The sequence below is a fragment of the Paraburkholderia sp. SSBN10T genome (assembly GCF_056619545.1).
The window spans coordinates 179,108-191,424 of sequence record NZ_JBWQQI010000009.1; the positions used below are offsets into that span (position 1 = coordinate 179,108).

Here is a 12,317-nt window from a genome sequence, read left to right on the forward strand (position 1 = left end):
CATGTCGACGCCTGCGTCGCCGCTCATGCTTACGTGTCGATCGAAGCGCCCAAAGGCTGGGTGTTCGGCCCTTCCATGGCAACGCCTGCTCGCATTGAACACGGGCTTGCTGCATTGTGCGCAGGGACTGGATTGGCCCGTACGCCCGGCACCAGGAAAGTCAATCCCACGAGCATGATCGAGGCCGCCGTGGCGAACCAGTAGACGGGCAAAAACGAGCCAGATGCGGTTTTGCAAAGCCCGCCAAGGATGTTTCCCGACGCGCCGCCAATTCCAAACGCCGCCTCGCAGATTCCACAGACGATCGCAGCCAGCGCGGGCGTGCTGGTTTTACCAACATACGCGTGCAACAAGCCGAACATTGGAAAGAACGAAAACCCGAATGCAATCGCCGCGACGGCTAGTGCATAACCGTTGGGGCGCGAGGCTGCGATTAGCGATGCGCAGAATAACAGCGCGCCTGCGCTAGCCAGCGCGGCTCGCATACCATCGCGCCGTGGATGGACGAGCTGGTCATGCTCATTGCTCATATCGCCGATCACGCCCAGCACCAGGCCGCTCACCGCACCGACGAGACCCAGCAGCGCCCATGCATGGGCGGTGATATCGAGCCCAAGATGCAGATCATCGTGCGAATAGGCCGAGAAATACGTGATGAAAGGAACCCCGGCAAAACCGCATAACAAAGCGATCGCATATACGAGCAGATACCGTCGCGCGAGAATCTGGCGGCTGGTTGCAGCGCCCTGAGGGTGTCCCGCATGACGGTGCGGCGTGCGCCGTGTTTTCAGCAGGTCCAGCCTTTTGAACACGCTAATGAGCGTTACACTCAAAGCCGCCGTCAGGAGCGCACTGACGAGCCACACCGAGCGCCAGCCCCACGCGGCCAGCAATGGCGGTACGATCAAACCGTTCAGCAGGATGCCGTAGTTGGTGCCGCCGGAAATCACCCCGATTGCCTTTGCCTGGTGGCGTGTGTCGATCAGCGGTGCGATCAGCACCATCATCGGCACCCATGTCGCCGCTGCGCACGCGTTGAGCGCAATGAGGACATCGCCCATCACCCAGGCCCGATTGACGAACGCCAGGCATCCGAGACCGGCGCTCGAAAGCAGCGTCGCGATAAGCACGACTCGCGCAGCCCCAAAGCGGGCTGCGGCGAATCCCGACAGAAGCGCCACGGCGACATTGGCCAGTTGCCTCGCGGCGGTGATGAAGCCGGCCTGGGTGTAGTCAAAGCCGATTGCGTGCTTCATCTCGGGCAGGACGACAGGAAACAGATAAACGCCGAATCCGTAGGTGGCGCCGATGACGGCGCTCAGCAACAGCGTGAAAGCGAATTGCTGCGAAGCGCGGGGCAGGTTGTCCATCGCGATTACCGGAAGAGGTCACGTGCTTTATTCTCAGTGACTCGCTTCCATGATGGAAATGATTTAATTTACTATGATTGATTAAATCACATCATCATCCGCGCCCATGAACCTCGATCCTGCCCTTCTGCACGCGTTTGTCGCCGTCACGGATGCCGGTGGCTTCACCAAGGCCGCGCGACGCTTAAACCTGACGCAATCGGCAATAAGCCACCAGATCCGCCGGCTCGAAGAGGAGGTGGGGCGGCCGCTTCTCTACCGGACGACGCGGAGTCTGACCTTGACCGAGGATGGTGAGGATTTCCTGCGCTATGCACGGCAGATTCTGGATGCGATGGAAGCGGTGACGCGGCGCTTTCGCTCCTCGCCTGTCGTCGGAAGTGTGCGTTTTGGGGCGCCGGATATTTTCATGGGTGAGCGATTGCCTCTGCTGCTGACGCAATTTTCGCGTGCCTACCCGAACGTGCGGCTCGATGTGAGCGTGGGTATGAGCCTCGACTCGCAGGTGATGGTCGAAGCGCATGAACTTGACCTGGCCGTGGTGCTCGGCGCGCGCCCGGAAGCGGATCAAGACGAGGACGGTGTCGTGTTGCGGCGGACGCGGTTTGTGTGGGCCGCGGCGGAATCGTTCGAGGTGCGTGAAGGTGCGTCGCTGCCATTGGCGTTCTTTCCCGCACCTTGCGTCAACCGGCGGGTGGCCATCGAGGCGCTCGAAGGGTTGCCGATCGACTGGCACGTTGCGTTTACGGCGTCGAGCCAGTCGGGGATTCGGGCGGCGGTCATGAGCGGGCTCGCCATTACGCCGTTGACGCACGACGATCTGGAGCCAGGTATCGCGGTGATCGATGGGCGATACGGTTTGCCGCCGTTGCCGGAGGCGGAGTTCAGACTGCTTTGGGGCAAAGGGGAGAAGACCTTGGCCGTGCGCGAGTTCGGCCGTCTCGTGATGGATACTTCGGGTGAGCGTCCGTTTCAGACGCGAGGAACGAACCTCGCCTGAGCCGCCATAACGCGTTGCCGCCGGGGCCTGGCAGCTCGCCAAACGCTTACGCGGTTTCGTGGCATGATCTGCTGCACTTTCACGCCACTACTGGAGCGTATGTCATGCCGACTTATATTGTCTTCACACGAGAAAGCACGCAGGATCAGGCCGAACTCGATACTTACCAAAGCAAGGTTGCCGCGACCCTCAAGGGTCATCCAGTCAAGGTACTCGTTGCCTACGGACCGCAGCAGGTGCTCGAAGGCGATGCGCCCGAGGGCGTGGTGGTGGTCGAGTTTCCGTCCACGGAGGCCGCGCGCGGCTGGTACGACGGCCCCGAGTATCAGGAGGTCGCAAAGCATCGCTTCAAGGGCGCGACCTATCGCGCAGTACTCGTCGAAGGTGTGTGACGAAACCGGGCGGCGAGCGGGCCTGCGCGACACATCGCAGCGCCGGCTCGTTACCTAACCTGCCCAAGCAGTTTTAATTCGACAAATGCAGGTTCTTCGACAGCACCGTACCCGTCTGCGGGCTGATCAGCCAGACGGCGCGAACATCGGTGTATAGAACCGAGCCTCGGGTCGTGATGTCGGTCGGCTCGTCGTCGGTGGGATCGCTGTGTTCGCGTCGCTCGCTCAGGTAAGGCGGCGTCAGATCGCACATCAGCGCAATCGCGAAGTTGCCGTCTACTTTGGCGAAGGCCGCCGGCGAAAGCGAGAGGTGGGCACGAACCTTGGTCTTGCTGGATGTGCCGGCCTTGAGTTCGACCAGATCGATTTGCTGAACGTATCCCTTTGCCTTCGCTTCCGCGGCCACGACCAGGCCTCGGCCACTTGGTCCGGCAATGGTCTTCTTAAGCAGGATTACGCCCGGCGCCTGTTCGTCCGCCAGATCTGCGTCGATTGTCAGCGAATGGTTTTTCGAACTGTACAGTACGCCATAGGAGATGGGCACCACGAACAGCAGTTCGCGCTCGAGGCCGACCTTTGCCAGGTCGAGATTGCGCGGTACCTGGCGAGCGGGAATCAGGTCGCGCAGACGCTCGGTCAAGGTCGGCGAACTGGTGTGGATGCGTCCCGTCGCCAAGGTATCTCTGACGGCGCTGGGGTCGTCGCCGACTACCGGCCGCGCTGCCAGCAGTTGCGCGGACGGCGAGCTTTCTGCCTGGCTCGCGGCGCTGGCGGCGGACGCCTGTTGCAAAGAGGCCGCGTGCGCCAGCACCTGAATGCAGATCAGGGCGCAGGCGGCGTTCAAGCGAATGAGTTTGAATTTCAGTTTGGACACGGTCAGTTTGGACACGACTAAGCCCTCCGGGACGACCGCAGTCTAGCGCAACGGCGTACGGGATGGGTTGAGTCGTCGCTTACTTCACCGCCCCCAAAGCGAGACCCTTGACGAGATAGCGCTGCAACCACGCGAACACCACGGAAACCGGCAAGGTGGCGCACAACGTTGCCGCCATCACCAGATGCCATTCGACCACATATTTCCCCGCCACCATATCGGTGACCTGCACGGTGAGGGTCTTGTTTTCCGGCGAACGGATCAGCGTATAAACCACCGCAAACTCATTCCACGCGTTGATAAACGTAAAGATTGCAGTGACGACAATAGCGGGGACGGCCAGCGGCAGAAATACCTTGAATACCGCCTTGGCGCGGCCACATCCTTCGAGCCAGGCGGACTCTTCGAGATCGCGCGGCACGGTCTGAAAGTAAGACGAGAGCATCCACACGGCGAACGCGATGTTGAACGCCGCATACGAGACGATCACCGCGAGCTTGGAGTCCACCAGGTTGCCGTCGCCGTAGGGAATCATCGCGGCGAGACGGAACAGCCCCACTACCAGCAGGATTGGCGACAGCATCTGCGTGACGAGCAGGAATTGCCGGTACACGCCGCGCCCCTTGAACGGAAAGCGCGCGAGCGCATAGGCGGCAGGCAGGCTGACCGCCAGCGCGAGCGCCATGGAAAGCAGGCTGATCACCACGCTGTTGCGCAACGCCACGCCGAAGTTGGCTGCCTCCCACATATCGGCGAAGTTGCTCCATTGCCAGTGCACCGGCAGCCAGCGCGCCGGATACACGAACACCTCGTCCGCCGGTTTGAGCGCGGTGAACAGCATGATTGCAAACGGGAACAGGACCAGCACTATCAGCGGAGACAGCGCGAGCCAGCACCACAGCGTGCGTTTCATCTTGGGTGACCAAAGCGGGCTCATGCGTTTTCCCCTTCTTTCGCCGGCTGCATGCGCAGATACAGCATCGAAAACACGAACAACATCACGAGCATGATCAGCGACACCGCCGCCGCCTGGCCTGGACGGCCAAGCCGGAAGCCGACTTCATACAGATAGGTGACGAGAATGTGCGTGCTTTCATCCGGGCCGCCTTGCGTCATGACCCAGATGATCGGAAACGAGTTGAACACGTAGATCACGTTCAGCAGGATCGCCATGTTGACGAAGGGCTTGAGCAGCGGCAGCGTCAGCTTGCGGAACTGCTGCCATGCGCTCGCGCCGTCGATGCGCGCCGCTTCGTAGATGTCGCCCGGCACGGACGACAGGCCGCCTAGCAGAATGGTCACCGTAAACGGAATCGACACCAGAATCCCCACGGCGATTTCCACTGGAAACGCGAGTTCCGGTGTCGCCAGCCAATGAATCGGCCCGTTGATGATGCCGAGCCGGTGCAGCGTGACGTTGACCATGCCGTAGTCGTCATTGAAGGCCCAGCGCCACACCACGGCGGTCATCGTCAGGGACACGGACCACGGCAGCATCACGATCGTGCGCGCCACGCCGCGTCCATGGAAATCCTGATTGAGCACGAGCGCAACCGGCACCGAGATCAGCACAGTGCCGCCCACCACAAAAAACGTCCAGTAGATCGTGCGCCTTAGCGCGCCGAGAAATTCGGGGTCCGCAAAGACGGTGTAGAAATTCTTCAGGCCCGTAAAGTCGCGAATCGCGCCGAAGCGCGAAACATCGTGCAGCGACTGATACACGATGTTGAAAATCGGATAGCTGATGATAAACAGCGCCAAAATCAAACTCGGCGTAATCAGCAACCAGGGCGCCGACAGGCGCGGGGAAGCAGGACGGCTCATGCGTGCTCGATCGTAAGTCGCGCGTGCGCCTCGATTCGGCTTCAATCAGGCCTCGAGGCCGGCGCGACGGAATGGGCCGGATACAACACGGTGCGCGCCGCCTGACAGCAGCGGCGCGCACCGGTTTACATTAATACGCTACGACCTCAGCTCAGCATTGACTGAGCGTTATTTGCCGAGCGATTCGTTCGCCTTGTCGGCTGCCGCGCTGAGCGCTGCCGCCGGTTGAGCCTTGCCGAGGTAGATCGACTGCATGGCGTCCGACACGGCTTTCGCGGTGTCTTCCCAACCCGTGACGGTCGGCGCGAAGTGCGCGCTCGGCAAGAGAGCGATGAACGCCTTCGTATCAGGATCGTTGAACGCCGGATCGGTTGCTTCGGCCTTGGTGGTCGGCAAGAAGCCTTCCGTGCTGGTGAACTGCACGCGCGGTTCCTTCGTGAACAGATAGTCGAGGAACTTCCAGGCGCTCTTCTTCACCTTGGAGTTCTTGAACATCACGATCGAGTCGGTCACCGCATAGGTGGCGTTTTTTGTGCCCATCGGGATCGGATCGATGCCGTACTTCAGGTTCGGCGCTTCCTTCTTGATCTGCTTGGAGAGGAACGGCGCCGAGATCACCATCGCCACGCGGCCCTGCTTGAACAGGTTTTGCACGTCTTCGCGGCTGTAGCCGGTCACGCCCGGTTCCGTCAGGCCTTCGTCGATCAGCGTCTTGTACAGCGTCGCGGCCTTCACGCCGGCCGGCGAATTGAACGCGGCCTTGCCGTCCTTGCCCACCACGTCGCCGCCGTAGCTCCACAGCGCGTAGTAAAAGTAGACGTCCGTTTCGATTTCCTTGCCTTGCAGGCCGAAGCCGGCAATGCCTTGTGCCTTCAGCTTCTTCGACGCGTCGATCACGTCATTCCAGGTCTTCGGGCCGTTCGGGTAGCCGACCTTCGCCAGCAGATCCTTGTTGTAGTACAGCGCGCGGGCGGACGCGGCAATCGGCAGGCCGTAGACCTTGCCGTTGATCTCGCCCGGTGCGAGGAACGGGCCGATAAAGCGGTTCTTGAAGCTGGCGTCCATGTAGCCGTCGAGCGGTTCCGCAACGTCGTCCTTGACGAAATCGAGCAGCCAGCGCGTGCCGACAATCGCCAGGTCGGCGTTGGCGCCGCCCGTAATGTCGGTTTGCAGCTTCTGTTGCAGCGTGTCCCAGCTCACATCCTCGATCTTGATGGTCGTGCCGGGGTTGGCCTTTTCGAATTCCTGGGCCATCTTTTCGAAGTACGGTGCGGTCGCGTCGCTGTAATGGGCGACGGTAACGCGGACCGTGTCGGCGTGCGCCGCGACGGCCATACCTGCAAATGCAAGCGCCACGGCAATTTTGCCGAGCGCGAAGGAAGCACGGGCTTGCAACGACATTTCTCTCTCCTGGGGGTGGTCCGCTGCCGTCGCCGGCCGCCGGGTTGTTAAATTGTTTGAAAAAATCCTACATGACGAAAAAAAGCTTGTCACGTAGGGACTACGATATTTTTTATCGCGGCGATTTTTGCCTAAGATGCTGTAAAGAAGGCGTATTTCGTGCAGTGCAGCGGTGGGTGCAACGGTCGCTGAGGCGCTCGGGATATGCCGGTCAAATGAGCTGTGTAGGAAATTTACAGGGTGTGAAGCCCGTGCGGAATGGCCTGAGAGGGCGTGGCTGGGCGTGATCGGGCGTCCCGGCGCCGGCAAGCAAAGCGTGAGGACAGAGATGAAGCGAGTGGTTTTGGTCACGGGCGCGTGCGGCGGGATCGGTAGCGCGCTGTGCCGGCGGTTCGTCGAACAGGGCGAGGCCGTGCTGGCGCTCGACATCGACGTGGCGGCGCTCGACGAGCTGACTGCCGCGCTGGGCGCGGAGCACCTCACGCCGGTCGTCGCCGATCTGGCGGACGCGGCGGCGGTGCAGCAGGCCGTGGCGGAGGCGGTCAAGCTGCGCGGGCCGGTCGACGTGCTGGTCGCCAATGCAGGCGCGGCCAGGGGTTTGACGCTGGCCACGACCGACGCCGCAAGCTGGCAGCGCGACGTCCACCTCAACCTGAACGGCACGTATCACACGGTGGAAGCGGTGCGCGCGTCGATGATCGAGCGGCAACAGGGCGTGCTGGTGCTGATCGGTTCGGTCAACGGCATGGCCGCGCTGGGCCACCCGGCCTATAGCGCGGCGAAGGCCGGTCTCATCAGCTATACGAAAGCACTGGCGCTGGAGCTGGGGCGCTATGGCATCCGCGCGAACATCGTGTGTCCGGGCACCGTCAAGACTCAAGCCTGGCAGGCGCGGGTCGACAAAAACCCGCAGGTGTTCGAGGACCTCAAGAAATGGTATCCGCTGCGCGACTTCGCCACGCCGGACGACATTGCCGACGCCGTGCAGTTTCTCGCCTCGCCGATGGCGCGCGTGATCACCGGCGTGGCGCTGCCGGTCGACGGCGGCCTGATGGCCGGCAACCGGCTGATGGCCGAAGAACTGACGCTCGAGACGTTTTGATTCAGTGAACGCGGTACGACCGCCTGACGGTTGCGCCGGACGACGATGAGGACAGCATGGCAGCAGTGCAACTGAGCGGCATTTTCAAGCGCTATGGCGACACCCAGGTGGTGCATGGCATCGACCTGCATATCGACGACGGTGAATTCGTCGTGCTGGTGGGGCCGTCGGGCTGCGGCAAGAGCACGTTGATGCGCATGGTGGCGGGTCTCGAAGAGATCAGCGGCGGCGACCTGATGATCGGCGGTACGCGCGCTAATGCGCTCGCGCCGCAGCAGCGCAACATCTCGATGGTGTTTCAGAGTTACGCGCTGTATCCGCACTTGAGCGTGTACGAGAACATCGCGTTCGGGCCGCGGATTCGCAAGGAATCGTCCGCGAGTTTCAAGCCGCGTATCGAGGCTGCGGCGAAGATGCTGAACCTTAGCAGTTACCTGGACCGTTTGCCGCGCGCGTTGTCCGGCGGCCAGCGCCAGCGCGTGGCGATGGGCCGCGCCGTGGTGCGCGAGCCGTCGCTGTTCCTGTTCGACGAGCCCTTGTCGAATCTCGATGCGAAGCTGCGCGTGCAGATGCGCACCGAGATCAAGGCGCTGCATCAGCGTCTGAAGAATACGGTGATCTACGTCACGCACGATCAGATCGAAGCGATGACGATGGCGGACCGGATCGTCGTGATGAACGCAGGCCGCATCGAACAGATCGGCCGGCCATTGGACCTCTACGATCGCCCAGCCAATCTGTTCGTCGCGAGCTTTCTTGGTTCGCCTTCCATGAATTTCGCCGAAGGCGTGCTGGCGAGCGGCGCGGCCGGTCTTGCGCTGAAGCTCGCCGACGGCAGCGAGGTGGCCTTGCCGCCGACCTTGGCACCGGCGTCCGCGCGGGCCGGCGCCAAGGTGACGCTCGGTGTGCGGCCCGAGCACATCGAAACGCCGGCGGCGTTAGCGGACGTCTCGATGGAAGTCGAAGTGGTCGAGCCGACTGGCGCCGAGACCCACTTGTACGGGAAAATAGGCGGTAGCACGTGGTGCGTGACGACCCGCCAGCGCTCGTCGATCGAACCCGGCCAGCGCGTGGCATTGTGCCTGCCGGCCGAGCATATTCATCTGTTCGATACGGAGAGTGGACGCAGGCTCGCTTGATACCGCGTGTGGTAGCCGTTGTCGCACCTGTTTAGACAGACGCGGATTCCAGACCTTGAACCCATAAGGAACACACGGGTGTCCGCTCCGAACCTGATTCCCCACATACGCGGTGCATTGACCGAACTGCGCCCGGCCGAGCGCAAGGTTGGCGAGATGGTGCTGAGCGACGTCGACTTTGCGATGCGCGCAAGCATCACCGAGCTGGCGCAGCGCGCGGAGGTGTCCGAGCCTTCCGTGACGCGCTTTTGTCGCGCTGTGGGAGCGAACGGTTTGCGCGACTTCAAGATGCAGTTGGCGCAGAGCGTGGCAGGGGGCTTGCCGTATGCATCGACTGCGGTTGCACGCGACGACGACGTGCAGACCTTGCTCGACAAGGTCGGCGAAGCGGTTGTCGAGGGCATTACGCATGCACGTGGAGCGCTCGACCCGGCGGTGGTGGAAACGGCGATTGCCGCGTTGGCCGGCGCGCGCCGCGTCTATGTGTTCGGTGTCGGGTCCGGCTCGGGCCTGGTGGCGCAAGATGCGGCGCTACGCTTTCTGCGCCTCGATATCGCCGCCAGCGCGTTCACCGATGGTCACTTGCAGCGGCTTTACGCCGGCTTGCTGGAACCCGGCGATGTGGCGTTCGCCATTTCCCACTCGGGACGCAGTGTCGAGGTGAACGAAAGCATTCAGATTGCCAAGGAGCGGGGCGCCACCACCATTGCGCTGACCAACGCCGGGTCGCGGCTCGCATGGCTCGCGGATATTCCGCTGCTGTTGCGCGTACCGAGTCCGATCGATCCGAATACGCCGGGTGTATCGCGGCTCGTGCATCTGTGCATCGTGGATGCGCTGGCGATCGGCGTGGCGCTCAAGCTCGGGCCGAAGACGCTGGAGAAAATGCGGCATGCGAAGTCGCGCTTGTCGCATGAGCCGGAACCGGCGGCGGGGGAGTCGTCTTCCTAGCCGTGCGTGTAGCCCGCTTCGCGCAGGAAATGCGCGAGCGTCTCTTCGATCACCGAGCGCGCCAATCCCTGCACGATAAATACCAGCCGCGTCGAGTGATCGTCATCGGGCCATTGCTCGAGCTTGAGCGGTTCGTGCAGCAACTGCTGTACGCCATGGAACACCACCGGCCGCGATTCGCCGATGAAGTGCCCAATCCCCTTCACCCGCAGGATGCGTTCGCCGTGGTAGCCGAGCAGCACCGTCAGCGCGGTTTCTAGCGCGTGCATCGGCAGAGGTTGCGCGTAGCTCAGGCAAAAGCTGTCGATGTCGGGATGAGTGGCGCGGCTCGCTGCTGCGCCGCGCATCGGGGTCATCAGCTTGCGCGGTGTCGCCGGTTCGGCGCGCAGCCACGGACGAAGCTCGCGCGGCGTCAGGATGTCGAGCAGATGCGCGGCATCGATTTCGCCGTTGCGTACCGCCATCCGTGGCGCGCCTGGGTTCAGCGCTTGCAGCGTCGCTTCGAGTTCGGCTAGGGTCGATGCATCGACCAACTCGGCCTTCGTCAGCAAGATTCGGTCTGCGACGGCCGCCTGCTGGCGTGATTCTTCATGGCGGACCAGTTGGGCCGCGCCATGTTTCGCATCCACAGTCGTGACGATGCCGTCGAGGCGCACCCGTCTTTCCAGTGCCGCGTCGCCGAGCAGGAGCGAAATCACCGGGCCGGGTCGTGCGAGTCCGGTCGTTTCGATCAGCAGCCGTTCGAATGCTGGAATCTCGCCGCGCGCGCGACGCTCGAACAGGTCGGCGACGGTTGCCGTCAGCTCGTCGCGCACGCCGCAGCACAGGCAGCCGTTTTCCAGCAGCGCGATGGTCTCGTCACGCGAGGTCCTGACGAACAGATGGTCGAGACCGATCGCCCCCAGTTCGTTGATGATCACCGCGCATTGTCCGAGCGCCGGTTGCGGCAGCAAACGGTTGAGCAGCGTGGTCTTGCCCGAACCGAGGAAGCCGGTCAGGAGCGTGAGCGGAATCGCTGCGGGTTGCATGGCGCTAGTCGTGGCAGTCATGGCGGTCGTCAGCGTCGCGCGGGTTGGTCCGCACTTAGATAACCTGCAGGTCCTTGCCGACGATGATGTCGCCGGCGAAATGCTGACGGGCGTCGGCGGTCCACATTTCATCCGTGATCGCGGGGTCGCCGCCCGGCACGAAGTGGCTCAATACGAGCGTTTTCACGCCCGCCGCTGCGGCAATCTTGCCGACCTGCTCGGTGCTGGTGTGGCTTTTGACGAGGTGGTCGAGCAGGGTCGGCGCGTTGTCGACTGTTTTCATCAGCTTTTGCAGCGCGGGCAGATACATCACTTCGTGCACCAGTAAGTCGGCGCCTTTGGCGAACTCCGCAAGCGGCGGGTAGTAAGTGGTGTCGCCGGAGAACACAACGGTGCGGTCGCGGGTCTCGAAGCGGTAAGCGAAGGCGGGCTTGATCGTGTAGTGATCGACGAGCATCGAGGTGACCTTGACGCGCTCGTCTTCCATCACGAGACGCGGGCCGTCGAACTCGTGAATGTTGATCAACGGCCGGAACGGCGGCCGGCCTTCCTCGCGCATGCGGACTTCGAGGTCGATATCGTTCATGTCGACGAAGTCGTCGATCATCCGCGTGATGCGCGGCGGTCCATATAAGTTGACCGGTGTGTGCAGCCCGGTGGCCCAGGCGAGGAAGACGAGGTTGCCGAGGTCGGCGTTGTGATCCGAATGATGATGCGTGAGGAAGATGTCGCGCAGGCGGGGCAGCTTGATGCCCGCTTTGGTGAGTTGCAGCGCGACGCCGTTGCCGCAATCCACCACATAGGGCTGGCCGTCGACCACCAGCACATTCGACGGCGCCGCACGCAGGTCGGATGGGGTGGGTCCGCCTTTGGTGCCGAGCAGGATCAACTGGGTGCCTTGGGCCGGCGGGTGGGCCGCTGTGAGCTGACTGGCGGCCTGGCCGGTGGCGGCGTTGCCGGTATTCGCAGCCGTGGTCGGCGCATTGGTGCCTGCCGGCGTCTGCGCCTGGGCGTCCTTCAGCCACGGCAAGGCGGCTGTGCTGCCGGCCGTGACGGCAATGCGCATGAAATCGCGGCGGGAACGTCCGAACGGCTGATCGCTCATGTGGGAGTATCTCCAGATGTTCTATTTGCTGCCCTTGGTTCGCAGGACTCGGGCCGGCTAGTCGGGAAAAATTCTTCCCGCATAGTAGCAAGCCTGGCTGGGCTCGCGGCCAACGCTTGTCAGCGTGAGTG

The 12,317-nt window shown here is 62.6% G+C and carries 12 protein-coding genes; 5 read left to right on the forward strand and 7 right to left on the reverse strand.

All coding sequences use genetic code 11. From position 1 onward, the window contains the following. Nucleotides 1-29: 29 nt before the first annotated feature. Complete coding sequence (locus tag AC1ECK_RS16465) at nt 30-1,370, reverse strand: MFS transporter (protein WP_480320933.1); 1,341 nt, start codon at nt 1,368-1,370, stop codon at nt 30-32. Nucleotides 1,371-1,476: 106 nt separating this feature from the next. Here AC1ECK_RS16465 and AC1ECK_RS16470 point away from each other — a divergent pair, with 106 nt between their 5' ends. Continuing rightward, on the forward strand, nt 1,477-2,370 hold the full coding sequence (locus tag AC1ECK_RS16470; protein WP_480320935.1) for a LysR substrate-binding domain-containing protein: 894 nt from the start codon (nt 1,477-1,479) through the stop codon (nt 2,368-2,370). A gap of 104 nt (nt 2,371-2,474) precedes the next feature. Further along, nucleotides 2,475-2,762, forward strand: coding sequence for a DUF1330 domain-containing protein (locus AC1ECK_RS16475; RefSeq protein ID WP_480320937.1), 288 nt, complete (start codon nt 2,475-2,477; stop codon nt 2,760-2,762). A gap of 73 nt (nt 2,763-2,835) precedes the next feature. Here AC1ECK_RS16475 and AC1ECK_RS16480 read toward each other — a convergent pair whose 3' ends face one another. The 4 genes from AC1ECK_RS16480 to AC1ECK_RS16495 form a co-directional block, all read right to left on the reverse strand. Continuing rightward, nucleotides 2,836-3,651, reverse strand: a complete 816-nt coding sequence (locus AC1ECK_RS16480; protein ID WP_480320939.1) for a hypothetical protein — start codon at nt 3,649-3,651, stop codon at nt 2,836-2,838. A gap of 64 nt (nt 3,652-3,715) precedes the next feature. Beyond that, the gene (locus tag AC1ECK_RS16485; RefSeq protein WP_480320940.1) at nt 3,716-4,573 is read right to left on the reverse strand and encodes a carbohydrate ABC transporter permease; all 858 of its coding nucleotides are present in this window, start codon (nt 4,571-4,573) and stop codon (nt 3,716-3,718) included. After that, a complete protein-coding gene (locus AC1ECK_RS16490) occupies nt 4,570-5,460 on the reverse strand; it encodes a carbohydrate ABC transporter permease (RefSeq protein ID WP_480320942.1) in 891 nt (296 codons plus the stop codon). Before AC1ECK_RS16490 ends, AC1ECK_RS16485 begins: the two co-directional genes overlap by 4 nt. A gap of 168 nt (nt 5,461-5,628) precedes the next feature. After that, nucleotides 5,629-6,861 carry an ABC transporter substrate-binding protein gene (locus AC1ECK_RS16495; RefSeq protein ID WP_480320945.1) on the reverse strand — a complete coding sequence of 411 codons (1,233 nt, stop codon included), beginning with the start codon at nt 6,859-6,861 and terminating at the stop codon, nt 5,629-5,631. A gap of 328 nt (nt 6,862-7,189) precedes the next feature. On the opposite strand from AC1ECK_RS16495, the gene AC1ECK_RS16500 reads away from it, so the two are divergent. From AC1ECK_RS16500 to AC1ECK_RS16510, 3 genes are all read left to right on the forward strand, one after another. Beyond that, complete coding sequence (locus AC1ECK_RS16500) at nt 7,190-7,963, forward strand: SDR family oxidoreductase (RefSeq protein ID WP_480320947.1); 774 nt, start codon at nt 7,190-7,192, stop codon at nt 7,961-7,963. Nucleotides 7,964-8,019: 56 nt separating this feature from the next. Then, entirely contained in the window at nt 8,020-9,102 is a 1,083-nt protein-coding gene (locus AC1ECK_RS16505) for an ABC transporter ATP-binding protein (RefSeq protein ID WP_480320948.1), read from the forward strand. 78 nt (nt 9,103-9,180) lie between these two features. Further along, entirely contained in the window at nt 9,181-10,053 is an 873-nt protein-coding gene (locus AC1ECK_RS16510) for a MurR/RpiR family transcriptional regulator (protein WP_480320950.1), read from the forward strand. Here AC1ECK_RS16510 and AC1ECK_RS16515 read toward each other — a convergent pair. Together AC1ECK_RS16515 and AC1ECK_RS16520 are read right to left on the reverse strand one after the other, a co-directional pair. After that, nucleotides 10,050-11,102 (reverse strand): CobW family GTP-binding protein, encoded by a 1,053-nt coding sequence (locus AC1ECK_RS16515; RefSeq protein WP_480320952.1) that lies wholly within the window; start codon nt 11,100-11,102, stop codon nt 10,050-10,052. The two genes, AC1ECK_RS16510 and AC1ECK_RS16515, sit on opposite strands and share 4 nt — an antisense overlap. A 34-nt stretch (nt 11,103-11,136) precedes the next feature. Then, nucleotides 11,137-12,186, reverse strand: coding sequence for an MBL fold metallo-hydrolase (locus AC1ECK_RS16520; protein WP_480320954.1), 1,050 nt, complete (start codon nt 12,184-12,186; stop codon nt 11,137-11,139). Nucleotides 12,187-12,317 lie beyond the last annotated feature (131 nt).